Genomic DNA, 23,612 nt, shown 5'->3' on the forward strand with positions numbered 1-23,612 from the left:
TATTAGATGAAATATGCATAAATATCCAATTTTCCATAAACATTTCGTTCTCCTCCGGAACTCATGCACTATTTCCCTCAATTTTTCAACGGATTAAAATCCGTTGCTACAAAATGAGTCATTCCTACGGAATTCTTGTCTTGATATGCAATATAAATCTTAACTCAACTAATAAATTCAGTTGCTATCAATATATTTTATTTCTGCGGAATTTATATTTTCAAAACAAAGATTTTACAAAAAACTTAAAATCTCAGCAACTTAGAATCTCTAAGAAAAAACCTTTGCCACTTTGCCCCTCTGAACCTTTGCACCTAAAAACTTAGAATCTAAGCACCTCAGAACCTTAGCAACTTTAAAAAAAACTACATCCCTGTTCTAATTGCCTCAACCGGATCTAAGTTTGCTGCAGAAATCGCTGGCAGAATTCCGGAAATCAATCCTATAATTGCGGCTAATACAGTTCCCAAAAGTATATTTCCAAAACTCAATACAAATTCAAAATCAAGGAGTTTAGTCAAGCCGAATGCGATTCCCCAAACCATTAGTAAACCAATAATACCTCCAATTACAGAAAGAATTATGGCTTCAAATAAAAACTGGAACAGAATAAATTTATTCTTTGCTCCCAATGATTTTTGAATCCCGATTAAGTTGGTTCTTTCTTTTACAGAAACAAACATAATATTCGCAATTCCGAAACCTCCCACCAAAAGAGAAAAACCACTAATGATCCATCCCACAACATTCATCTGACCAATGATTCCATCAATAAAATCGGTAAAACCAGAAAGAACATTAATGAAGAAATTATCCATTTCTCCCGCTTTTATACCGCGGATAGCACGAAGTTTTTGAGCTACTTCAGCTTTGTAAGCGTCCATGTCAACACCTTTTGTGGGCTTCAAAACGATAACCGGTGTCATGGCATCACTATCACCATACATTCGACGCAAAAAATTAGCCGGCAGATAAACCGATGTATCGTTGCTATCTCCAAAAAAACCTGCTCCTTGTTTGGCCATTACTCCAATAACTGTAAAACGCTGGCCATATAATCGAATATTTTTCCCAATAGGATCACTTCCCGCAAAAAGACCTTCGGCAATTTCATATCCTAAAACAATAACAGGAGTTCCAGAATTCGATTCAGATTCATTGTAAAATCTTCCTTTATCAAAAGTCAATCCATCGATATCTACCATTTCAGAAGATGAAGGAATAATATTTACATCACCAACAGTTCTTGAATCATATTTCAGTGTTTCATGCTTCACAAAAAGCTGATATCCGACCTGATCGGTATTATTCATCGAATTTTTCAATCCGACATACTCGTCATATTTCACATTTGGAAACTGTTCTCTCTTCCATTGTGGAATTTCTGAAGGCCCAAAATTGAATTTCATTAAATAAATTGTATTTTTATCTAAACTGCTCAAATCTTTAGAGATTTTTTTATCTAAAGAATCAACAGCCGCCAAAACTGCAATAATCGAAAAAATACCAATTGTAACGCCCAACAGCGACAATAAAGTTCGGAGTTTATTATTGCGCAAAGCATTAATGGCAAAGCCTAAACTTTCTTTTAATAATCTAAGATAAAGAAGCATATTTTTGTATTTTTCAATAAAGTAAAATTCAATAATTTAGAAATAAAAACCTAATAAAAGTTAACTTACTCATCAGTAGATTTTTTTAGCATTTTGTTACATTAATTCCTTTAAAATAATATATAAAAAAACTACTTTTGCAGACTGAAAAACATAACTACACAATGAGTACAACTAAAACAATACAATCAGCATTAATTTCGGTTTTTTCTAAAGATGGCTTAGAGCCGATTGTTAAGAAATTACACGAACAAAATGTGACCATTTATTCGACTGGAGGAACTGAAGATTTCATTAAAAACCTTGGGATTCCTGTAGTTCCGGTTGAAGATATAACTGCTTTTCCAGAAATTTTGGGCGGACGAGTAAAAACACTTCATCCAAAAATTTTCGGAGGTATTTTGAACCGTCAAGATAATGAAAGCGATGTGCAGCAAATGAAAGAATTTGACATTCCGCAAATTGACTTGGTGATTGTAGATTTGTACCCATTTGAAAAAACAGTTGCTTCAGGTGCTGGTGAGCAGGATATCATTGAAAAAATTGATATTGGAGGAATTTCTTTAATCCGTGCTGCCGCAAAAAATTTCAAAGACACTGTAATTGTTCCTTCTATGAACGAGTACAAATTGTTTTTGGACTTGATCACCGAACAAAATGGCGCTACCACTCTTGAGAACAGAAAATTATTTGCTTCAAAAGCTTTTAATGTTTCTTCTCATTATGACGGTGCTATTTTTAATTATTTCAACACAGACGAAACAATTTATAAAGAAAGCATTTCTAACGGACAAGTTTTAAGATATGGTGAAAATCCTCATCAAAAAGGTTTTTTCTTTGGAGATTTTGACGCAATATTCAACAAACTTCACGGAAAAGAATTATCATACAACAACCTTTTAGATGTTGATGCTGCTGTTAACTTAATTGCTGAATTTAAAACTGACGGACCAACTTTTGCTATTTTAAAACATAACAATGCCTGCGGTCTAGCTTCAAGAAAAACAATCAGCGAAGCTTATTTGGCTGCTTTGGCTTGTGATCCAACATCGGCTTTTGGAGGAGTGCTAATTTCGAACACAAAAATCGATTTGGAAACTGCGGAAGAAATCAACAAATTATTCTGTGAAGTTGTTATCGCTCCAGCATATGATGATGAGGCAGTTACAGTTTTACAAGAAAAGAAAAATAGAATCATTTTAGTTCAAAACGAAGTTGAATTACCATCAAAACAAGTAAGAACTTGTCTTAACGGATTGTTAATTCAGGACAGAAATAACATTACGGATAATAAAGAGCATTTAAAGACCGTTACTATTACTGAACCTACTGCTCAGGAAATAGAAGATTTAATTTTTGCTTCTAAAATTTGTAAAAACACAAAATCAAACACCATTGTGTTTGCAAAAAACGGAACCCTAATTTCATCAGGAACAGGTCAGACTTCAAGAGTAGATGCTTTAATACAAGCTGTAGATAAAGCAAAAGCATTTGGATTTGATTTAAACGGAGCTTCAATGGCAAGTGATGCATTTTTCCCATTCCCTGACTGCGTAGAATTGGCAAAAAAAGCTGGAATAACAGCTGTAATTCAGCCGGGAGGTTCAATAAAAGACGAATTGAGTATAAATTATTGCAATGAAAATAATCTTGCGATGGTATTTACTGGAACACGTCATTTTAAACATTAATTTGTTTAACTTTGTTCAAAATAATTTATAACATTTTAAACCCCTAACAAATATATGGGATTTTTTGATTTCATGACCGAGGATATTGCGATAGACCTTGGTACCGCAAACACTTTAATCATTCATAATGATAAGGTTGTCATTGACAGCCCTTCTATCGTAGCACGTGATAGAGTTTCAGGCAAAATCATCGCTGTTGGTAAAGAAGCCAACATGATGCAAGGTAAAACGCATGAAAACATTAAAACCATAAGGCCTCTGAAAGATGGTGTAATTGCCGATTTTGATGCTTCGGAAAAAATGATCAACATGTTCATTAAAAGTATCCCTGCATTAAAAAAGAGAATGTTTACGCCAGCTTTAAGAATGGTTGTTTGTATTCCGTCTGGAATTACTGAGGTTGAGATGCGTGCCGTAAAAGAGTCTTGTGAGCGAGTAAACGGAAAAGAGGTCTACCTGATTCACGAACCAATGGCCGCTGCAATCGGTATTGGAATCGACATCATGCAACCAAAAGGAAACATGATTGTAGATATCGGAGGAGGTACAACAGAAATTGCCGTAATAGCATTAGGAGGTATTGTTTGCGACAAATCTGTAAAAATTGCGGGTGACGTTTTCACAAACGACATTGTATATTATATGCGTACACAACACAACCTTTTTGTTGGAGAAAGTACTGCAGAGAAAATCAAAATTCAAATTGGAGCGGCTATCGAAGATTTAGACGGACCGCCAGAGGATATGTCTGTTCAAGGTCGAGATTTGCTTACTGGTAAACCAAAACAAGTAGATGTTTCGTACCGAGAAATTGCAAAAGCCCTAGATAAGTCTATTCAGCGTATTGAAGACGCTGTAATGGAAACGTTATCTCAGACTCCTCCGGAATTGGCTGCAGACATTTACAACACTGGTATTTATTTAGCTGGTGGAGGTTCTATGCTTAGAGGTCTTGACAAACGTATTTCTCAAAAAACAGATTTACCTGTTTATATCGCAGAAGACCCATTAAGAGCTGTTGTAAGAGGAACTGGAATGGCGCTTAAAAATATTTCAAAATTCAAAAGTATCTTAATCAAATAAGCTTTAAGATCAAAAACATAGTTTTTTATTAGAGTTAAATTTAAACGTTTAACTCTAATAAAATTTGAAACCAAAAGCATATCCTGAAACAAAATAACCAAACAAGAAATGCAGCAAATTTTTAATTTTATTATACGAAACAGCAATCGATTGCTGTTTTTGCTGCTTTTAGGTATTTCGTTAGGTCTCACAATCCAATCCCATTCATTCCACAGAAGCAGAGTAATCAATTCGGCTAATTTTTTAAGTGGAGGCGTTTACGAAAAGATTAATCGTGTGAACGAATATTTGAATTTGAGAGCCGAAAACGACGAACTTGTACTTGAGAACGCAAGATTAAAAAGCTTATTATTTAACAAGGAAGACACTTCAAAAATGCCTCTTCCAGATACAATCAAAGGAGTAAAACCTGCGGATATTATTGTTTCTAAAGTAATTCATAACTCTTACAATTCACACGAAAACTTTATTACCTTAAATTCTGGAAGAAACGAGGGAGTAAAACAGGATATGGGAGTAATAAACAGCTTAGGAATTGTTGGTGTTGTCGACAACACATCGGCAAACTATTCTACTGTTGTGAGTATCTTAAACATGAAATCTCAGATTAATGCCAAAATAAAAAAATCAAATCATTTTGGATCTTTAACCTGGAATGGAAAAAACACCGGATTTGTACAGCTTGAAGATGTTCCTAGACTAGCTTCTATAAGAAAAGGCGACACCATTGTAACCGGGGGACAATCTGTAATTTTTCCTGAAGGAATTAACATTGGTACAGTAGATAAAATTTTCATTAAAACAGGAACCAGCTATTACGTTATAAATGTTAAATTGTTTAATGACATGACCAATCTGGGCCATGTTTATATCATCAAAAGCGAAGGCAGAGAAGAACTTATTAATTTAGAAAACAAAAGCAAAGAAAAAAATGAGTAGCGCTTTGTTGGTAAATATTTTTCGTTTCATTATACTTCTGGCGATTCAGGTTGTTATTTTCAACAACATGAATTTTCTAGGATATATAAGCTCTTTTCCTTATATTTTATATATCATATTGTATCCTGTAAACAGCAATAAAACAGGATTGATTATCTCAAGTTTTTTACTGGGAGTTTCAATGGACATGTTTTGTAATTCGGGCGGAATACATGCAACTGCCTGTGTTATACTAGCTTATTATAGGCCTTATATATTTAAATTTTCTTTTGGTTTAAGTTATGAATATCAGACAATAAAATTAAACGAATCGCTGACACCAGAAAGATTTTCTTTCATATTGGTTTCGGTACTGCTGCACCATATAGTGCTGTTTGTTCTTGAAGCGTTTCAGTTTAAATTTATATGGGACATTTTGCTCCGAACCTTATTCAGTACCATTTTCACTATAATCACTTCGATAATAATAATTTATCTTATTAAGCCTAATAAACGATGAGAAAAGTTCTGCTGCCCACTTTAATTATTATTGCAGCATCTTTGCTAGTGATTCGAATTTTCTTTCTTCAGATTATAGATGATTCATTCAAACTGAAATCAGAAAACAATGCAATAAAAAAAGTCTACGACTATCCAGAAAGAGGATACATTTATGATCGCAACGGAAAATTATTGGTAGCCAATCAGGCTTCTTATGATATCATGGTAATTCCACGCGAAATAAAAAAAGACTTAAATGTCACCGAATTCTGCGCATTATTAAGCATCACTCCCGAAGAATATCATAAGAGAATTGAGAAGGCAAAAGTTTACAGCCCACGTCTTCCTTCGGTATTTTTAGCTCAGCTTAACAAGAATGAGTTTGCAGCTTTTCAGGAGAAAATCAGAAAATACGAAGGTTTTTATTTCCAAAAACGTTCTCTTCGTGATTACGAAGCAGATTACGGCGCAAATATCTTTGGTTTTATTACTCAGGTAAATGAAAAACAGATTGAGCAGAATCCGTACTACAATAGTGGAGATTTAATTGGAAAACAAGGTGTAGAAGAAAGTTATGAAGAAATTCTACGCGGTATAAAAGGAATAAAATACATCCAGAAAGATAAATACAACCGTGAAATCGGCGCTTACAAAGAAGGAAAATACGATACAATTGCCGTTGCTGGAGAAGATATTAACCTGACGATTGAAGCCGAGCTTCAAAGGTATGGAGAAGAATTAATGATCAATAAACGAGGTGGAATTGTTGCAATCGAGCCAAAATCGGGCGAAATTCTAGCATTGGTAACTGCTCCATCTTATGATCCAGGTATTTTGGTCGGAAGACAAAGATCAAAAAACTATACTTTATTATATCACGATTCTATCGCGAAACCTCTTTACGACAGAGGGCTGTTAGCTGAATACCCTCCTGGCTCTCCTTTCAAAATTTTGACAGGATTGATTGCTTTGCAAGAAGGAGTGATAAACGAACAAACCACTTTTATGTGCCACCACGGATTTAGTTATGGAGGAGGTCGTTTTATGAAATGTCATGGTTTTGGACCTCATCAGCTTCATAACGGCATCTATAATTCTTGTAACACTTATTTCGGACAGGCTTATATGTTAACAATTAACAAATATGCAGATCCGGGAAAAGCAGTAGATGTGTGGAGTGACCATGTAAAAAGTTTCGGTTTAGGACAATTTATGGGTTATGACTTACCAACAGGTAAACGAGGAAATATTCCGACATCCAAAACCTATAAAAGAATTTATCCTAACGGAGGATGGAGAAGTTCTACAATCGTATCTAACGCAATTGGACAGGGAGAGGTTCTAATGACTCCGATTCAGCTTGCCAATATGATGGCTACAGTTGCAAATCAAGGTTATTATTATACGCCTCACATCATAAAAAAGATAGAAGGCCGAAATATTGACCCGAAATACACGACAAAACACGAAACAACAATAGACAAAAAATATTTCCCTCCTGTTATCAGCGGTTTGTTTGATGTATACAACAGAGGAACGGCTTACGCGCTTAGGGTAAATGGAATTGACATTTGCGGAAAAACTGGTACAGCTGAAAATTACGCCAAAATTAACGGCAAAAGAGAGAAACTTAAAGACCACTCGATATTCGTAGCTTTTGCGCCAAAAGACAATCCAAAAATTGCTATTGCAGTAATGATTGAAAATGGAGGTTTTGGAGCTACAGTTGCAGGACCAATTGCCAGCTTGATGATTGAGAAATATTTAAGACATAAAATTACTAGAACCGATCTTGAGACAAGAGTTTTAAACAAAAGTTTAGCTGCTGAATATGCTAAATTAGGAGGAATGAATGAAGCAAGCAAAATCGAATCGGTACCAAAAGATTCTATTTTACAGGCTAAAATCGTTAAACCTAAAGCAACAGCACCAGAACCAGCAAAAACCGAAGCTAAAAAGACAATAATAGACACTACTAAAAAGAACTAAGAAAGATTATTTCAAATGAAAAATCAAAGTGTAAAAAATAATATCGATTGGATAAGTGTCTTTATCTATATTGCGCTGGTTACTTTGGGCTGGCTCAATATCTATTCGTCTTCTTTGCTATCAACAGAAGGAACCTACCAAAAGCAGCTTATATTTATTGGCTGTACAATTCCGTTGATTTTTGTAGTGCTTTTTGTTGATGGAAAATTTTATGAAAAATATGCCAGTATTATTTTTGGAGTCTCTCTCCTATCGCTAATTGGTTTATTTGCTTTCGGAAAAACAATTGCGGGACAAAGATGCTGGTATGCAATAGGAAGTTTTACATTACAACCATCAGAATTCGCAAAAGCGGCCACTTCTCTTGCTTTGGCAAAATATCTTAGCGACACCCAAATCAATCTAAAAGAAGTAAACAGGCAGGTACAGGCATTGGCTATAATGCTTTTACCCGTTTTACTGATTCTACCTCAACCAGATCCGGGAAGTGCACTTATTTACAGTGTTTTCATTATAGTATTATACAGAGAAGGATTGCCTTCATGGTATGTCTGGACAGGATTTATAACTATTGTCCTGTTTGTTTTGACCTTGATTTTAGAACCTTATGTGGTAATTTTAATTGCATTTGCCGTTTTGGCCATTATTCATTTTAAAGGAAGGGCCGTCGACAGAAATATAATTCTAAGCACAATCTTACTGGTTGTTATTTCAGCATTTGTATTTTCTGTTGATTATGTTTTTGACAACGTATTCAAACAGCACCACAGAGACCGTTTTAATATTCTTCTAGGAAAAACAGTTGACATGAAAGGGATTGGATACAACACCAACCAGTCTGAAATCGCAATTGGCTCGGGAGGATGGCTTGGAAAAGGTTTCCTTGAAGGAACTCAAACCAAAGGAGGTTTTGTACCTGAACAGCATACCGATTATATTTTTACAACTGTTGGAGAAGAATGGGGATTTGCAGGTTCTCTAACTGTAATCGTACTTTTTACCTGTTTGTTATTAAGAATTATTTATCTGGCAGAAAGGCAAAAAACAAAATTCAGTCGAGTCTACGGACATTGCGTCGCCGGAATTTTATTCATTCACTTCTTTGTGAATATTGCAATGGTAATCGGGATTTTCCCTACAATCGGTGTACCTCTTCCCTTCTTTTCATACGGAGGTTCGGGACTCTGGGGCTTTACAATACTATTGTTTATTTTCTTGAAAATGGATGCAAATAAGGTTAATGAATGGTAAAAAACTACAGAAACTAATGTTTTTTCCGTAGCCGTTTTCAAATAACATTTAAATCTCATTATTGATTTTAATCGAAAAAGCCTGAAGTTATCACTTCAGGCTTTTCATTTTAAGGCCATTTGCTTAGTCAAAAGAGTAAAACCAGATACGAGATTACATTGACCGTTTTAAGGCAAATCAGAATCCGTTAAAAGGCAAAAAAAATCCGAAGCAATTAACTTCGGATTTGTATTTCTATATTTATTAGATATTTTCTTTTGGACGTTTCTTTAAAAGCTTTAATAAAACCGGAAACGTTGAAATGATAACAATGATAATAATAATGTATTCGATGTGTTTTTTAAGATCGATTCCCTGTTTTAAAAACACTCCATATAAATAATGTCCTGCAAAGATTAAAACAAAAGACCAAAGGAAAGAACTCAAAACATTATAAAACATAAACTTTTTCTTGTCCATCGACACTATACCAGCAATGATTGGTGCAAAGGTTCTGAAAATTGGCAGAAAACGAGCATAAATAATAGCTTTTCCTCCATACTTTTCAAAAAAGTCTTTAGACTGAAGTAAGTATTTCTTTTTAAACCAAAAAGTATCTTCTTTTTTAAATAAATAATAACCGCTTTTAGCTCCAAACCAATATCCGGTCATATTACCCAAAACTCCCATAACCGCAACTGCCGTCGAAAGCAGAAATACATTTATAAAATCCCCTGGAATATAAACGACATTCTCAATTAAATCTCTGCTGTAAATACCTGCTAAAAAAAGCAAACTGTCACCTGGAAGAAAGAATCCAGCAAAAAGTCCAGTTTCAGCAAATACGATAAACAAGACAATAAAGAGACCAATCTGCACACCTCCAACGCTTAAAGTAATATAAAATTCAGGGTTAATTAATTGGGTCCAGTCGAAATTATTCATAAAATGATTTTGGTTGCTTTATAAGTGTGTGAAAGTAACAATAATTTACTTTAACCACAATAAAATGCGATTTTTTAAACATAAATTAACTATTAAAAAAGCCCAAGTTCAGACTTGGGCTTTAAAAAATTATTGTTGTCTTTCGTACTTGCAGCAACTGTGAAGATTATCGTAAGCTTCTTTGGTTGCTTTAACTTCCTTGGTATCATGACCAACCTTTGCAATCGCATTATTCAAATCTGTTGTCGATGATTTTTCTTCATTCATAACTACAGATAATTTATGCGAATCTATATCCCATGAAGCCATTTTTACTCCCGGTACGGCAAACGCTGCTTTTTCAATACGTTTTTTACATTGTTCGCAATTACCGTTTACTTCAGTATCATATTTTAAATTTTTACTTTTTTTAGTTTGTGCCTGGGCAGAAAATCCTAAAAAAACGAACATTACAATTAAAATTAAATTTCTCATCTTATTTATTATTATAGTTTTTAAAATTGTTATTTTATTTTAAATCTTAATCCGGCATAATACATTTGCCCAAAAATAGGTGCGTATGCCATTGATGCATCAAAATTTGGTCCAAACGGATTTCCGGCTCCTAAAACAGCTTTTTCCTGTTTGTAATTTCCAATGTTTTCTCCTCCTAAATAAACCTCAAAAACCGAAGAAAAAACTCGTGTTACCTGTGCATTCATAACGGCGTAAGAAGGCGAAAAATCAGGAAACTGGTCTTCTGTAGGATTAGATGCCGTATAAGGCAATTGCTGTTTTCCTGTCCAGTTGAATGTAAAATCAAATCGCCATAATTTATCATCTACAGTATTGGTTTCGTATTCTAAATTTCCTAGAAAACGATGTTTTGCCTGAAGCGGACGTTGGTAGGTACCACGAAGGTAATCGGTCTGAATATCGTAAAATTTATAAGCCGTTCTTAAATTAAGATTATGAATGAGCTCATAGTTAAATTCTACCTGAAGACTGTTGGCAAACGAGTTTCCTTTCAAATTATAAAACACAACTTCCTGCGGACTCTGCATTAAATCTACAACCGCTTGATTCTGAAAATCGGTTCTGTAAAAATCGAATCCAGCTTCGGCATTTTTATTGAAAATTTTGAATTTCTGAGAAAAACTCAAGCCGTAGTTCCATGCAATTTCAGCATTTAAGCCATATATTTTTCCGTTGTTGTCTAATATTGAGAAAGTTCTCGAGCTTGCAAATAACTGCTGATTTTCTGCAAAAATATTGGCAGAACGTTTTCCTCTTCCAGCAGAAAAACGAATTACTCCATTTTTCCACGGATTATATCTCATATGTAATCTAGGCGTAACAAAAACACCAAGTCTGTTATGATTGTCAACTCTTCCGCCTAAAATTAGACTAAAGTTATCGGTATTATCGTAAGTATATTCAAAAAAGGCTCCAACAGAATTATCAATTCGACTGTAATCGTTGGTATTTACAAACTCCTGATATTGATCGTATGAGAAATTCAGTCCCGTTGTGAATTTATTCATTGTATTGCTGATGATCGAGTTGAAAATCAAATTCGAATAAAAACTATTTTGTTTGATGTCGTATTGGTTTAATCCAAAATATGAGTCTTGTTTATGGCTGTTGAAAGCATTCTGAAATCCAATGCTCTGATACGGCATATCCTTAAAAACATAACCAATTTTGGTAGAAACATCAAAACGTTCTGTATTGATTTCAGAACCCCAGTAACTTGTAGTTCCTCTGTCGCGATCTTTATCAAAATCAACTTCACCAGTTTGTTTTTTATCATTCATATATCTGAAATTGATAAAACTTACAATACCGCTTTCTGGATCGTAATATTGATAACGATTCAATACATTAATTTGTTTTCCTAAAGGATTATCCAAAAAACCGTCGTCATTCATGTCGTTTTTCGCTACACGTGTATTTCCGTGAACAAAAAGACTTGTCGCCCATTTATCAGATAATTTTTTATTGAAATGGGTATTCAACTCAAAACGAGCATCGGTAGAACCATAAACATTCAGAAAAAAAGGAATGTCATTTAAAGGTTTTAAAAGTTCTGTGTTGATTTGCCCCGAAATACTCTCATAACCGTTTACAACGCTTCCGGCTCCTTTTGTGATTTGAACGCTTTCAATCCAAGTTCCGGGAGTAAAAGACAGCCCATATGCCTGTGAAGCTCCTCTTACAGAAGGAATATTTTCTTCGGTTATCATTAAATATGGACTCGTTAGTCCCAGCATTCTAATCTGTTTAGTACCCGTCAGCGCATCCGAAAAATTGACATCAATCGAAGGATTGGTTTCGAAACTTTCGGCAAGATTACAACAAGCCGCTTTAAGAAGTTCTTTACTGGTTATTACAGATGTATTTGCTGTAAGCGTATAGGATTTTTTTATTCCTTTTTGCTTTTTCGTGATTTTTACTTCCTCCAAATCTTCCTGAGAAAATACAGAAACAGAAAGCATAAACATCACAAAAAGCATGATATTTTTTTGCATAAAAAAGATTTTAATAATTTAGAAAATACTGTTTCATGTTCGTTATAAAAAACAGAAACAGTTCAGCGCAAGCTAAAAAAGCTTGATTCTAAACATTAAAATCAGGAATAAAATAGGTATTGATTGTATAATTTGAATAAAGGAGGCGCATTCGCATCAGAATAATACGAAATAACTTCTTTGTTTTTAAAGTTGGATACAGCAGCAAAAACAAACGGTTTGTAATCCTGAATTACAGCTGGAAACTCAAACTGGAAAAAGAAAAATTTAAGAGTCGCGTCATCAGACTTTTTCTCAATCTTAACTAATTTATCTTTACAGCAAGAATTCTTTTTTTCTTTAGAACCGCAGCATTTTTTTTCAGGTTCTGCTTTTACGGTTGTATTTAAAGAAACTGAGGCAATTTTTCCACCACAGTAGTGCACATCAATTGCAAACCCAATATTGGAAACCAATAGCAGGAAAGCCAGAAGTAATACGGTGCACTTTTTAAATTTCATAATGCAAAATTATTAAAAATGATGCCAGAAAAAAACAAAAATAAATGTTATTTTTTAGAATACTGAAGCTGGTAATAAAATGCTGGAATAAAAATCAGTACAAAAATGGGTTGAATGATGAATCTTCTCACATAAAAAAGCAACCAATTTGCATCTGAAAAAAAATACAGTGTTGTGTAGAAAAAAACAAAAAGTAGCAAGCCGAAAAAGACATACAAAAACAGGCTAAAACTAAGTATTTCTTTATCTAAAAATAGATAATAGATCAAAACCAAAGATAATCCAGAATTTAACATGTATCGCAGCAATAATCCGAAGAATAAAGGAAAAGCATCAAATTCAGGAAAAGGCCTATCTTTAAAATCCGATTCAAAATATTCCAGAAAAGGATCGTAAAAAAGCGTATTCTCGAAAGCACGAATTACTGCAAAACCCATTACGACGGCAATTGCAGTTATGATTTTAAATTTATTTTGTCTGATTTTTTGCAGCATATTTCGAAAACTTATTAATCCATATCAGCCATAAAACAAAGACGAAACCGTAAATAATGAGCGGAAAAACAACCCCATGAAGAAAATGAGAATGTTGCGGATAGTAGTAAATAAGTACTGTAAGCAACGCAATTCGGATTACATTTAAAACATGAATCGACAAAATTCCAAACAATATAAAAAGAAGTGTTGTTTTGAGTTTTCCCGAAAACGCTGCAATAAACGAAACAAATAAAACAATCACACTTACTGCATTACAGCCTTCAATAATCCTGACTATATATTTTCCTTTAAAAATCACTTCAAGCCATGGCTCAGAAATGCTCTTCTGAATTGTAATCTCATAATTTAAAAGACTTAAAAGTTGCCCAACATTATGCCCTGCAAAAGTCGTAATTCCATCCAAATCATTTATTCCATAATTATTCAGATAAAATTTATAGAGTATTGTCAGAACAATGTAGACCAAAAAGAAAGTGCCTACAAAATTAAGAAAGGGTTTAAACTGAATCAGATACTTTTTCAAAAGATTTTTTTTTCAAATTTATGTATTTTTTGACTTCAGCTTTAAATACTTTTGTATAAAATTTTTATATCATGACATTTCAAGAACTACAGCCAAGAGTAAGCGCGATTATCGCTGCTGCTGATACAAATAGAGACGAAAAACTACAGGCAGTATGCCAGCTTTTAAACGCAAATGTAGAATATTACAACTGGGTTGGATTTTATTTTGCCAATCATGAAGCCAAAACACTCCATTTAGGACCTTATGTTGGTGCCGAAACAGATCACACCGTAATTCCGTTCGGGAAAGGAATCTGCGGACAGGTAGCTGAAAGCAATGCTAATTTTGTGGTGCCTGATGTTAAAGCACAAGACAATTATATAGCTTGCAGTCTTACGGTTAAATCTGAAATTGTGGTTCCGTTATTCGTAAATGGAGTTAATATCGGTCAGATTGATATCGACAGTCATGTTATTGATCCTTTTACAGAAGCCGACGAGCGTTTTTTAGAATTTGTAAACCAAGAAGTTGCTAAATTATTCTAAAAAAACGTATTTTTACTGTAATAGATAGTTTCTAAATGAAAAAAAGCATTTTCTTATTACTGTATTTTTTAGTTTCGGTTAGTCTATCTGCGCAAATCAATATTGTTTCAAAAAAAATCTTCCTTGACTCTTTAAATCAGGAAACAACTCCAGACAAACATGTCTACACGAGGGTAATTACCAATTATTCTCAAAAAAGCGCGCGCTATGTTGTAACTGATTTTTACAAAAACGGGAGAAAAAAAATGACCGGATGCACTTTGGACAGGGATGTTTTAAAAAAAGACGGAGAGTTTATCTATTATTTTAAGAACGGAACAAAAGAGTCTGTTGTAAATTACACAGAAGATCATAAAAACGGCAAAGAAATCAGCTGGTACGAAAATCAGAGCAAAAAAGCTGAGAAACAGAATTCTTGGGATCCAAAAACAAAAAAATCTAAAACCCTGATTCTTAATTACTGGAATGAAGATAAAACGCAAACAGTAACTGACGGAAATGGCGAATATGAAGAGAGTGATGGGTTTATAATCCAAAAAGGAGAAATAAAAAATGGCTTAAAACAAGGCGTCTGGCAAGGCAATGATTCCTTTAAGAATATTTCCTTTACCGATAACTATGATAAAGGTGTTTTAATTTCTGGAGTGAGTGTAGATGCAAACAATGTAAAAACTCCTTATTCATCTTTAACAGAAAAACAGACTGGCAAAAAAAGTCTAAAATTAAAATGACAAACAATTGCATATAAATCTGTAAGTGTTATTTTTACTACAAAAAAAATAATACCTATGAAAGAAAAATTATTCTTTGTTATTTTAGTTTTTATCTCTCTAAATAGTACCGCTCAGAAAAACCAATCAAGAGCTGTTTATCTAGACTCGATGTATCGCGAGACATCAGAAGAAAATCACAAGTACAAAAGAGTTATAGAGGATTATTATGTAGACAAAGACAGCTATAAAGTGATAATACTTTACAAATCTGGTGCTAAAAAAATGATAGGGACAACCTTAAACAAAGATGTTCTTAAAAAAGATGGTACGTTTATTCACTTCTACGAAAATGGTGTTAAAGAAGCTATTATTACTTATTCTGCAGATTGGAAAACTGGAAAAGAATACAAATGGTATGAAAATGGAAATCCAAAATTTGAGAAAGAAAACTTTTTTGACCCAAAAGCCAAAACTTCTAAAACACTACTCTTAAAATTCTGGAATAAAGAAAATCAATTGACCGTAATTGATGGAAATGGAGAATGCGATGATACTGATGAAGACTTTCAAGAAAAAGGAATAATAAAAAACGGTTTAAAAGAAGGTATTTGGCAAGGAAACAATTCAAAAAGCAAAATCACATTTACAGAATCCTATAATCAAGGAAATCTGGTTTCGGGAATTAGTACGGATAAAAACGATGTAAAATATTCCTATTCAAAATTGTATGAAAAACCAGCTCCTATGACAGGAATGGATAACTTTTACAAAGAAATTGCTCGTAATTACAGAACTCCAGATGAAGCGTTTAAAAACAAAGTTGTAGGCAAAATTTATGTCACTTTTGTTGTTGATGAAACGGGAAAAATCACAAAACCTATAATTATACAAGATTTAGGTTATGGAACTGGACAAGAAGCTGTAAGAGCTATATACGCTGCTGGAAATTGGATTCCTGGAAAATTTAGGGGCATCAAAAGATCTGCTCTATTCTCTTTACCAATAACAATAAGTAGCAGATAATGATAAGTGCATAAACGAAACTAAATCATTAAAAATAAATTTATTACGTCTTATTTTCAGATTCTTTTATTTTTTTTTGATTTTTCTGTTTTTTTAATCTAATTTTGCACCCGTCTTACAAAAGCTGTATGACATACATAAAAATCATTAAATAATATTGGAATGTATTTAACTAAAGAAAAGAAAGAAGAGATTTTCGCACAACACGGTGGTGCAACAAACACTGGAAGCGCAGAAGGTCAAATTGCATTGTTCACTTACAGAATTTCACACTTAACTGAACACTTGAAAAAAAATCGTCACGATTACAACACTGAGCGTTCTCTTGTACTATTAGTAGGTAAAAGAAGAGCTTTACTTGATTACTTGAAAAAGAAAGAAATCAACAGATATCGTGAGATTATCAAAGTATTGAATATCAGAAAATAATCAATATAGAAAAGAGGTGCGAAAGTGCCTCTTTTTGTTTTTACATTACACGCATATAAAAAAGTTTGGTTTTTCATTGGGTTTTAGATAACAACAACTACACACAACAACAACTACAACACAACTAAAACCCATTGTATAATCAATAAGGAAAAAATTTATGATTCCACAATTATTTGTAGAAAAAATCGATTTAGGTGATGGCAGAAGCATCACAATCGAGACAGGACGTTTAGCTAAACAAGCAGACGGTTCTGTAGTAGTAAGAATGGGCGACACAATGATTCTTGCAACAGCAGTTTCAGCTCGCACATCAAACCCAGGCGTAGACTTTTTACCATTAACGGTAGATTACCGCGAAAAATTTGCCGCAGCAGGTCGTTTCCCTGGAGGTTTCTTTAAAAGAGAAGCACGTCCAAGCGACAGCGAAGTATTGACAATGAGATTAGTTGACCGTGTTTTGCGTCCGCTTTTCCCAGACGATTACCATGCTGAAACACAAGTTATGATTCAATTAATGTCTCATGACGAAACTGTTATGCCAGATGCTTTAGCTGGTTTAGCGGCGTCAGCAGCATTAGCAGTTTCAGATATTCCTTTTTATAACTTAATTTCTGAAGTACGTGTAGCACGTATTGACGGAAAATTAGTAATCAACCCAAGTAGAGAAGAATTAGAAAAATCTGATATCGATATGATGATTGGAGCTTCTATGGATTCTGTTGCAATGGTTGAAGGTGAGATGAAAGAAATCTCTGAGGCTGAAATGATCGAAGCTATTAAATTTGCTCACGAGGCTATCAAAGTTCAAATTCAGGCTCAATATCGTTTACAGGAAGCTTTTGGTAAAAAAGAAATCCGTACTTACGAAGGTGAGAAAGAAAACGAAGAAATTTACAAAAAAGTAAAAGCTGCAGCATACGATAAAATTTATGCTATTGCAAAAGTTGGTTCAGCTAAACACGAAAGAGGCGCTGCATTTGCTGAAGTAAAAGAAGAAGTAAAAGCTTTATTTACTGAAGAAGAATTAGCTGCTGATGGTGATTTAGTTTCTAAATATTTCTACAAAACAAATAAAGAAGCTGTTCGTAATGTAGTATTAGAATTAGGTGTTCGTTTAGATGGTAGAAAAACTACAGACATCAGACCAATCTGGTGTGAAACTGATTATTTACCAAGAGTTCACGGTTCTTCTTTATTTACACGTGGAGAAACTCAAGCTTTGGCTACAGTAACTTTAGGAACTTCTAGAGAAGCAAACCAAATCGATTCTCCATCTGAGCAAGGTGAAGAGAAATTCTACTTACACTATAACTTCCCTCCTTTCTCTACTGGTGAAGCAAAACCATTAAGAGGAACTTCAAGAAGAGAAGTTGGTCACGGTAACTTAGCTCAAAGAGCATTAAAAAATATGATTCCTGCTGATTGTCCTTACACAATTCGTATTGTTTCTGAGGTTTTAGAATCTAACGGTTCTTCTTCTATGGCAACAGTTTGTGCTGGAACAATGGCTTTGATGGATGCTGGAGTTCAAATGGTAAAACCAGTTTCTGGAATTGCTATGGGATTAATTACTGACGGAGAGAAATTTGCTGTATTGTCTGATATTTTAGGTGATGAAGATCACTTAGGAGATATGGACTTTAAAGTAACTGGAACTGCTGACGGTATCACTGCTTGTCAAATGGACATCAAAATTGATGGCTTACGTTATGACATTATGGAGCAAGCATTAGCTCAGGCTCGTGATGGACGTTTACACATTTTAGGAAAATTAACTGAGACTATCGCTGCTCCAAGAGCTGATGTAAAAGCTCACGCACCAAAAATCATTACCAGAACTATTCCTGGAAACTTTATTGGAGCATTAATTGGACCTGGTGGAAAAGTAATTCAAGAATTACAAAAAGCTACGGGAACTACAATTGTAATTAATGAAGTTGACGAGCAAGGTGTTATTGAAATTTTAGGTACAGATCCTGCTGGAATTGAAGCAGTATTAGCAAAAATTGCTTCTATTACTTTCAAACCGCAAATGGGAGAAGCTTATGAAGTTAAAGTAATCAAAATGCTAGATTTTGGAGCTGTTGTAGAATATACTGCTGCACCAGGAAACGAAGTATTGCTTCACGTATCTGAACTAGCTTGGGAACGTACTGAAAACGTTGCTGATGTCGTTAAAATGGGAGATGTTTTTCAAGTGAAATACTTAGGAGTTGACCCTAAAACTAAAAAAGAAAAAGTGTCTAAAAAAGCACTTGTTCCAAGACCTCCGCGTGAGGACAAAAAAGAGTAATCAGATCTTAGTTTACTAAAGGTTTATTTATAGAAAACCCCAATTCATTTACTTGAATTGGGGTTTTTAAGTTTTACTCTTCTTGTTTTCCCATTTTATGTAAATGTTTAAAATGCGAAAACATCATTTCTAATAAAGTTTTATGGTGATACGGTTGTTTGTATTCTTTTGTCGTTTCTTCAATTATATTATTGATTTCGCTATAATTGGTATGGCAGATATTCGGAAAAAGATGATGCGCTGCATGACAGTTGGATCCACCACTTAAGAATCTCGCCCAGCCTTTATCGGCATTCCAGTCGCAACTCGTATAAAGCTGATGCACTGCCCATGTATGTTCTAAAAATTCACCTTCAGGTTGTGGATAATCTGCTCCATCAAAAAAATGTGTTCCAACGAGCATAATAATAAAAACCATAGAAGTAAATGCGCTGGCCGTTAAATAAGTCAACACAATAAAAGTCCATGAAAAGTGAGCATATAGTAAAGGAAATACTAAAACCAAAGAAAAATAAAACACTTTGTACAACAAGAATCTAAAATACAATTCGCCTTTAGGAACACCTCTTTTCATCCAATCGTATTCATTTGAAAATAAATAAACCCAATCACTCATGAAAACAGAATGCAACAAGGTAAACATGTAAACAAATGGTGCATAATACGCTTGGTATTTATGTTTAGGTTTCCACGCATGCGTTGGACTTAATCTCAAAAATGGATTTTTATCAATATCAATATCGCTTCCTTCAACATTTGCGTATAAATGATGCGAACGAATATGTCTCAATCCCCAAAGCAATGGATCTATTCCTACCGTTAAAAAACTAAAAAAATGCAATACCGAATTCGCCTTTTTATTTTTGAACGCTGTATTGTGAGAGGCATCATGACCAAAACTAAATCCGATCAGCAATCCAGCCAATTGAAAAACGACATAAAACATCCAAAAACTTATTTTACCTGTAGAATCCAAAAAAAGTAACGAATAAGAAAAATAGCAGATGAGCGTCCAGAACAATCCTTTAAACCAAAATCTGGTGTCTCCATGAGAAATGGTCTTACCCTGAAGTTGTTCGTGAACTCGTTGTTTTAATGTAGAAAAAAATAGCTTTTCTTCTTCAGATTTATTAAAATATTTAGCTTTCATAAATTATTATATTTTTAAAATGGGGTTTAAGTTTAATTAAAAAGTTTATTCTTTTTAAAAGGAATATTATTACGAATCAAATAGGCATGATAAGAGCTGGGTACATCAAATGTCCATTTCGGAAGAATTAAAACTATCAGCAAAACATCTATATGACCAATTATTCCAAAGATAATTGCTAAAGAAAAAGTAATTCCAGAATATCCAAAACCAATCATTCCAACAAAGGCAAGCAATAGAGTTATTCCCCATAATTTAGAAAGAAATGCATGTGTACAAGTTTCTTTTCCAAATTTTATAAAGCTGAAAACATAAGTCAATGCTTCCATTATAAAAATTACTGCAATTGGAGATACATTTTCAATTATTATCTCTGGATTTAAAAGCCATGAGCACCAGGCAACACATAACCAAAAAACCAGATCGGTCTGACTATCCATTCTTCGAAGTTTTTCTGAAGAAATCCCTATTTTACGGGCAATAATTCCATCAAAAATATCAGATAGCAATCCACAGAAAATCAATACAATTAATTCTATTCTTATTGCATCACCAAAATTATAAGTAAGCAATATTAAAATTGGACCTAATAAAAGTCTAAATACGATGAGTAAAACAGGTGTTTTTTTCATTTGTTACTTTTTTTATTTCTTAAACTGCCAGTTAATAAGAGGAAGTTTCCGTTTTCCATTTGTATTCCAAAGACCAAATTGCATTCCTCTTAAATCTTTGGAATTATTAAACAATCCTATTTGAATTCCATTATGTCTTCTAGAAACATTCGATGAACCAATCTGAATTCCATTTCCTGAATCAGACAAATTCGCTAAACCGGAAATAGTCACACCAGAAAAACTTTTAGTATTCAATATACCTCCAATAGAAAATCCATTCATTTTATTCATCCCTGAAATTACCGAAATATTTATACCTCGTAATTCCGCACCACCTGTAAATCCTCCAGAACTAATATTTAAACCATTTATCTTGATATTGGTATCAACTTCTGCATAAAAGAAAGCTACATTCTTAATAACATTATCATTTATTCCAACCAAAATAGACTCAAACGGAACATTAATCGAAATCGTAAAAAGAACCAATGACGATGGACTGGCTTCAACATTTAACCCATTAATTGTTTGAAGTTTGATTTTCTGATTTTCATAATGACCAACTCCAAGAGCAAAACCATTTACCTTGTTTACTCTTCTAGATATCGGAGACAAACTAAAAACCTTAATACTGTCATTTCTTAAATTAACTTCAGACTTCCATTTAGAATAATGGAGATCAACTTCTTTTCCATCAAAAACCATTGATGGGCTAAATGGAATATTACCAACTAAAGTATCAACAACTTGGGATGCTTTATCTTGTCCGAAACAAAATCCTGAAAACAATAAAATGCCAATAAATAACATCTTGTGAAAATCTTCCAAAGATTTGACTCTCATAATTTGATTGATTCTTTTCATATTATTTCTTTTAAAATTACAGGACAAACCTATTGCAATTTTCACATATCCATTTGTGCTAATCAATAAAATAATTTTATAAATTTGCGATTATCACAAAAAATATGAAGTCGCAAGAATTATTTTTAAAAGCAATAAGACAGCAAATTTCTAAATCAGTTTCTTTAATAGATGAGATTGCAGGAGTTTTAGAAATCAGTTATGATGCCTCACACCGAAGGATTTCAGGAAAAAGCAAGTTTTCGATAGACGAAACAGTTAGACTGGCCAATCATTTCAGTATATCATTGGATAGTTTATTTTCGAATAAAGAAAAAGTGATTGTCGAAAAAACGATTGAGATTGAAAATCTAAAAGACATGCTTCAATATTTCAAATCGTCAGCTGAAAATATCGAAACGTTAACAAAAAACGAAAAAACGATTCTGTTTTATTCCGCAAAAGACATTCCGCTGTTTTATTTTATGGATGGCACTATTTTATCAAAATTCAAGGCTTTTGTCTGGCTTAACCTTTTAAATTCAAACCAAAAGGAAGTGTCTTTTGAAAATTTTGTAATTGATGAATCTTTTACAGAATACATGCAGAAACTAAAAAAGATTTATGAAAACACTTTTGTGAATGAAGTGTGGAACGACACGACCATTAACAGCAGTTTACAGCAGATTCTCTATTTCTACGAAGCAGGCCTGCTCAATATCAACAGTGCAAATGCACTTTGCAAAGACTTAAAGAGAATCATTTCGTTGATTCAGGAAAAATGCAATAAACCCAATACAAACTTTGCAATTTATTATAACGAATTGATACTATTGAACAACAATATGCTGATTGAGTCTGAAGAAAAACTAACGATGTTTGTTCCTTATACCCTTTTAGGATATTTTATTACTAACAATGAAGAAAGCTGTAAAAATGTACATCAGTTTTTCAAACAGCAAATCATCAATTCAAAACCTTTAGGGCAATCTGGAATTAAGGAAAGAAATTTATTTTTCAACAGAGCCATTCGAAAAATAGATTATTATCAGGAAAAAATTAATTCTCAAGTTGATCTTTTGTTTTAAAAACAAATGCACCAAGCCATGAAACGTTAGAATTTCGAAATTTAGGAAATTACTTTTTGTTCTTTTCGAAATTTTGAAATCAAACCATCTTTTTATTATAAAAAAATACAGATTTTATTACAATTTAACAGTACTAAGTGATATCAGTAACATTTTTTAGTTACTTTTGGCTCTAACCAAAACCGAACTTATAAAATCTCAATCTGTTGAAAAATTTACAAAAAAAATCCATATTCATTCTAATAATTGGATTATTACTAAACAATCACCGCATTCAGAGTCAAAATCCTAAAGAAACAGAAATCTACAAATGGTTTGATAAAAATTTAGGCATAGAGTCTCTGGATATCAAAAATGGCGCAGCTCATCTTAATTTTGATAAAACTATAAATAACGAAAATCGTTACCTCGTTGATAATTTTAGAAGAGGAAATATAGTTTATAATAATCAGAATTATTATGACTTGCTTTTAAAATACGACATTTATAGGGATGATTTGATTTTAAATCCATATGACGAAGCAAATAGCACAAAAATCAACCTGCATAAGGAAAACATAAAAAGTTTTACAATTAGCAATGAAAAATTTGTTAACCTTACAGACCTTCCAACTATTTTTAAAGGTGGTTTTTACGAAGAAATAATTCTAAAAAACGAAACAACTCTCTATATAAAATATCTAAAGGAGAAAAAAAAGATCAATCGAATAGAAAGCGATCTAATTAGCTATGTTCCTGCTTATGAATTTATTCTCTTTAAAGACAATAAATTCAACCTAATAAACGACAAAAAAAATCTCATTGTATTATTTCCAGAAAGCAAAAGAAAAATAAATGATTACTTTTTTGTGAATAGGGAATTGAGAAAAGAAAACCCTTCCTTATTCATGAAAAAACTCATCAACTATATTAACAATTAAAGCTTGAAA

The 23,612-nt window shown here is 33.2% G+C and carries 23 protein-coding genes; 13 read left to right on the forward strand and 10 right to left on the reverse strand.

Annotated elements, in window-relative coordinates:
* Nucleotides 1-365: 365 nt before the first annotated feature.
* Nucleotides 366-1,613, reverse strand: a complete 1,248-nt coding sequence (locus ACFFLS_RS15545) for an ABC transporter permease (RefSeq protein ID WP_379684577.1) — start codon at nt 1,611-1,613, stop codon at nt 366-368.
* A gap of 164 nt (nt 1,614-1,777) precedes the next feature.
* Here ACFFLS_RS15545 and purH point away from each other — a divergent pair, with 164 nt between their 5' ends.
* The 6 genes from purH (at nt 1,778) to rodA (ending at nt 9,046) form a co-directional block, all read left to right on the forward strand.
* Complete coding sequence (gene purH / locus ACFFLS_RS15550) at nt 1,778-3,304, forward strand: bifunctional phosphoribosylaminoimidazolecarboxamide formyltransferase/IMP cyclohydrolase (protein ID WP_379684576.1); 1,527 nt, start codon at nt 1,778-1,780, stop codon at nt 3,302-3,304.
* 54 nt (nt 3,305-3,358) lie between these two features.
* A complete protein-coding gene (locus tag ACFFLS_RS15555) occupies nt 3,359-4,387 on the forward strand; it encodes a rod shape-determining protein (protein WP_135221323.1) in 1,029 nt (342 codons plus the stop codon).
* A gap of 108 nt (nt 4,388-4,495) precedes the next feature.
* Nucleotides 4,496-5,326 carry a rod shape-determining protein MreC gene (mreC, locus tag ACFFLS_RS15560; protein WP_379684575.1) on the forward strand — a complete coding sequence of 277 codons (831 nt, stop codon included), beginning with the start codon at nt 4,496-4,498 and terminating at the stop codon, nt 5,324-5,326.
* Complete coding sequence (locus ACFFLS_RS15565) at nt 5,319-5,825, forward strand: rod shape-determining protein MreD (RefSeq protein ID WP_379684574.1); 507 nt, start codon at nt 5,319-5,321, stop codon at nt 5,823-5,825. Before mreC ends, ACFFLS_RS15565 begins: the two co-directional genes overlap by 8 nt.
* Nucleotides 5,822-7,795: a penicillin-binding protein 2 gene (mrdA, locus tag ACFFLS_RS15570; protein WP_379684573.1), complete on the forward strand. Its 1,974-nt coding sequence runs from the start codon at nt 5,822-5,824 to the stop codon at nt 7,793-7,795. The genes ACFFLS_RS15565 and mrdA overlap by 4 nt, the downstream gene beginning before the upstream one ends.
* A 15-nt stretch (nt 7,796-7,810) precedes the next feature.
* Nucleotides 7,811-9,046, forward strand: a complete 1,236-nt coding sequence (gene rodA, locus ACFFLS_RS15575) for a rod shape-determining protein RodA (RefSeq protein WP_379684572.1) — start codon at nt 7,811-7,813, stop codon at nt 9,044-9,046.
* A gap of 243 nt (nt 9,047-9,289) precedes the next feature.
* Here the strand turns inward: rodA and ACFFLS_RS15580 are convergent, their stop codons facing one another.
* The 6 genes from ACFFLS_RS15580 to xrtF form a co-directional block, all read right to left on the reverse strand.
* A complete protein-coding gene (locus tag ACFFLS_RS15580; protein ID WP_379684571.1) occupies nt 9,290-9,970 on the reverse strand; it encodes a DedA family protein in 681 nt (226 codons plus the stop codon).
* Between the two features lie 129 nt (nt 9,971-10,099).
* A complete protein-coding gene (locus ACFFLS_RS15585; RefSeq protein ID WP_379684570.1) occupies nt 10,100-10,444 on the reverse strand; it encodes a heavy-metal-associated domain-containing protein in 345 nt (114 codons plus the stop codon).
* A gap of 29 nt (nt 10,445-10,473) precedes the next feature.
* On the reverse strand, nt 10,474-12,480 hold the full coding sequence (locus tag ACFFLS_RS15590; RefSeq protein ID WP_379684569.1) for a TonB-dependent receptor plug domain-containing protein: 2,007 nt from the start codon (nt 12,478-12,480) through the stop codon (nt 10,474-10,476).
* 101 nt (nt 12,481-12,581) lie between these two features.
* Nucleotides 12,582-12,980, reverse strand: coding sequence for an HYC_CC_PP family protein (locus tag ACFFLS_RS15595; RefSeq protein ID WP_379684568.1), 399 nt, complete (start codon nt 12,978-12,980; stop codon nt 12,582-12,584).
* A gap of 47 nt (nt 12,981-13,027) precedes the next feature.
* On the reverse strand, nt 13,028-13,474 hold the full coding sequence (locus ACFFLS_RS15600; protein ID WP_379684567.1) for an exosortase F system-associated membrane protein: 447 nt from the start codon (nt 13,472-13,474) through the stop codon (nt 13,028-13,030).
* Nucleotides 13,449-14,000, reverse strand: coding sequence for an exosortase family protein XrtF (xrtF, locus tag ACFFLS_RS15605; RefSeq protein WP_379687762.1), 552 nt, complete (start codon nt 13,998-14,000; stop codon nt 13,449-13,451). Before xrtF ends, ACFFLS_RS15600 begins: the two co-directional genes overlap by 26 nt.
* A gap of 71 nt (nt 14,001-14,071) precedes the next feature.
* Here xrtF and ACFFLS_RS15610 point away from each other — a divergent pair, with 71 nt between their 5' ends.
* The 5 genes from ACFFLS_RS15610 to ACFFLS_RS15630 all read left to right on the forward strand — a co-directional run bounded on the left by ACFFLS_RS15610 (nt 14,072) and on the right by ACFFLS_RS15630 (nt 18,988).
* Complete coding sequence (locus ACFFLS_RS15610) at nt 14,072-14,527, forward strand: XrtF-associated fRMsr-like GAF protein (protein ID WP_379687761.1); 456 nt, start codon at nt 14,072-14,074, stop codon at nt 14,525-14,527.
* Between the two features lie 35 nt (nt 14,528-14,562).
* Nucleotides 14,563-15,258 carry a toxin-antitoxin system YwqK family antitoxin gene (locus ACFFLS_RS15615; RefSeq protein WP_379684565.1) on the forward strand — a complete coding sequence of 232 codons (696 nt, stop codon included), beginning with the start codon at nt 14,563-14,565 and terminating at the stop codon, nt 15,256-15,258.
* A 57-nt stretch (nt 15,259-15,315) separates the two neighbouring features.
* Nucleotides 15,316-16,263 (forward strand): energy transducer TonB, encoded by a 948-nt coding sequence (locus ACFFLS_RS15620; RefSeq protein WP_379689515.1) that lies wholly within the window; start codon nt 15,316-15,318, stop codon nt 16,261-16,263.
* Between the two features lie 162 nt (nt 16,264-16,425).
* Nucleotides 16,426-16,692: a 30S ribosomal protein S15 gene (gene rpsO, locus ACFFLS_RS15625; protein ID WP_007804772.1), complete on the forward strand. Its 267-nt coding sequence runs from the start codon at nt 16,426-16,428 to the stop codon at nt 16,690-16,692.
* Nucleotides 16,693-16,852: 160 nt separating this feature from the next.
* Nucleotides 16,853-18,988, forward strand: a complete 2,136-nt coding sequence (locus ACFFLS_RS15630) for a polyribonucleotide nucleotidyltransferase (RefSeq protein WP_379684562.1) — start codon at nt 16,853-16,855, stop codon at nt 18,986-18,988.
* Between the two features lie 73 nt (nt 18,989-19,061).
* Here ACFFLS_RS15630 and ACFFLS_RS15635 read toward each other — a convergent pair whose 3' ends face one another.
* Genes ACFFLS_RS15635 through ACFFLS_RS15645 form a run of 3 tightly spaced genes read right to left on the reverse strand, consistent with a single transcriptional unit; the run spans nt 19,062 to nt 21,616 of the window.
* Nucleotides 19,062-20,138, reverse strand: coding sequence for a fatty acid desaturase family protein (locus tag ACFFLS_RS15635; RefSeq protein WP_379684561.1), 1,077 nt, complete (start codon nt 20,136-20,138; stop codon nt 19,062-19,064).
* Nucleotides 20,139-20,170: 32 nt separating this feature from the next.
* Nucleotides 20,171-20,770, reverse strand: a complete 600-nt coding sequence (locus ACFFLS_RS15640) for a CDP-alcohol phosphatidyltransferase family protein (RefSeq protein WP_379684560.1) — start codon at nt 20,768-20,770, stop codon at nt 20,171-20,173.
* 12 nt (nt 20,771-20,782) lie between these two features.
* Nucleotides 20,783-21,616, reverse strand: a complete 834-nt coding sequence (locus ACFFLS_RS15645; protein WP_379684559.1) for an LA_2272 family surface repeat-containing protein — start codon at nt 21,614-21,616, stop codon at nt 20,783-20,785.
* A gap of 104 nt (nt 21,617-21,720) precedes the next feature.
* Between ACFFLS_RS15645 and ACFFLS_RS15650 the strand changes: the two genes are divergently transcribed.
* Both ACFFLS_RS15650 and ACFFLS_RS15655 read left to right on the forward strand, forming a co-directional pair.
* Nucleotides 21,721-22,683 carry a hypothetical protein gene (locus ACFFLS_RS15650; RefSeq protein WP_379684558.1) on the forward strand — a complete coding sequence of 321 codons (963 nt, stop codon included), beginning with the start codon at nt 21,721-21,723 and terminating at the stop codon, nt 22,681-22,683.
* Between the two features lie 206 nt (nt 22,684-22,889).
* On the forward strand, nt 22,890-23,603 hold the full coding sequence (locus ACFFLS_RS15655; RefSeq protein WP_379684557.1) for a hypothetical protein: 714 nt from the start codon (nt 22,890-22,892) through the stop codon (nt 23,601-23,603).
* Nucleotides 23,604-23,612: the final 9 nt, after the last annotated feature.

It is taken from the genome of Flavobacterium procerum, from assembly GCF_042431625.1.
GTDB classification, from domain to species: Bacteria; Bacteroidota; Bacteroidia; order Flavobacteriales; family Flavobacteriaceae; genus Flavobacterium; species Flavobacterium procerum.

What these genes read in the sequence shown, in the direction of transcription:
- ACFFLS_RS15620 (WP_379689515.1), top strand. Translation starts at nt 15,316, where the DNA reads ATGAAAGAAAAATTATTCTTTGTTATTTTAGTTTTTATCTCTCTAAAT.
- ACFFLS_RS15615 (WP_379684565.1), top strand. Translation starts at nt 14,563, where the DNA reads ATGAAAAAAAGCATTTTCTTATTACTGTATTTTTTAGTTTCGGTTAGT.
- ACFFLS_RS15610 (WP_379687761.1), top strand. Translation starts at nt 14,072, where the DNA reads ATGACATTTCAAGAACTACAGCCAAGAGTAAGCGCGATTATCGCTGCT.
- mreC (WP_379684575.1), top strand. Translation starts at nt 4,496, where the DNA reads ATGCAGCAAATTTTTAATTTTATTATACGAAACAGCAATCGATTGCTG.
- purH (WP_379684576.1), top strand. Translation starts at nt 1,778, where the DNA reads ATGAGTACAACTAAAACAATACAATCAGCATTAATTTCGGTTTTTTCT.
- ACFFLS_RS15545 (WP_379684577.1), bottom strand. Translation starts at nt 1,613, where the DNA reads ATGCTTCTTTATCTTAGATTATTAAAAGAAAGTTTAGGCTTTGCCATT.
- ACFFLS_RS15635 (WP_379684561.1), bottom strand. Translation starts at nt 20,138, where the DNA reads ATGAAAGCTAAATATTTTAATAAATCTGAAGAAGAAAAGCTATTTTTT.
- ACFFLS_RS15595 (WP_379684568.1), bottom strand. Translation starts at nt 12,980, where the DNA reads ATGAAATTTAAAAAGTGCACCGTATTACTTCTGGCTTTCCTGCTATTG.
- ACFFLS_RS15580 (WP_379684571.1), bottom strand. Translation starts at nt 9,970, where the DNA reads ATGAATAATTTCGACTGGACCCAATTAATTAACCCTGAATTTTATATT.
- ACFFLS_RS15590 (WP_379684569.1), bottom strand. Translation starts at nt 12,480, where the DNA reads ATGCAAAAAAATATCATGCTTTTTGTGATGTTTATGCTTTCTGTTTCT.
- ACFFLS_RS15585 (WP_379684570.1), bottom strand. Translation starts at nt 10,444, where the DNA reads ATGAGAAATTTAATTTTAATTGTAATGTTCGTTTTTTTAGGATTTTCT.
- rpsO (WP_007804772.1), top strand. Translation starts at nt 16,426, where the DNA reads ATGTATTTAACTAAAGAAAAGAAAGAAGAGATTTTCGCACAACACGGT.
- ACFFLS_RS15640 (WP_379684560.1), bottom strand. Translation starts at nt 20,770, where the DNA reads ATGAAAAAAACACCTGTTTTACTCATCGTATTTAGACTTTTATTAGGT.
- mrdA (WP_379684573.1), top strand. Translation starts at nt 5,822, where the DNA reads ATGAGAAAAGTTCTGCTGCCCACTTTAATTATTATTGCAGCATCTTTG.
- ACFFLS_RS15630 (WP_379684562.1), top strand. Translation starts at nt 16,853, where the DNA reads ATGATTCCACAATTATTTGTAGAAAAAATCGATTTAGGTGATGGCAGA.
- rodA (WP_379684572.1), top strand. Translation starts at nt 7,811, where the DNA reads ATGAAAAATCAAAGTGTAAAAAATAATATCGATTGGATAAGTGTCTTT.
- ACFFLS_RS15650 (WP_379684558.1), top strand. Translation starts at nt 21,721, where the DNA reads ATGAAGTCGCAAGAATTATTTTTAAAAGCAATAAGACAGCAAATTTCT.
- ACFFLS_RS15645 (WP_379684559.1), bottom strand. Translation starts at nt 21,616, where the DNA reads ATGAAAAGAATCAATCAAATTATGAGAGTCAAATCTTTGGAAGATTTT.
- ACFFLS_RS15565 (WP_379684574.1), top strand. Translation starts at nt 5,319, where the DNA reads ATGAGTAGCGCTTTGTTGGTAAATATTTTTCGTTTCATTATACTTCTG.
- ACFFLS_RS15600 (WP_379684567.1), bottom strand. Translation starts at nt 13,474, where the DNA reads ATGCTGCAAAAAATCAGACAAAATAAATTTAAAATCATAACTGCAATT.
- ACFFLS_RS15555 (WP_135221323.1), top strand. Translation starts at nt 3,359, where the DNA reads ATGGGATTTTTTGATTTCATGACCGAGGATATTGCGATAGACCTTGGT.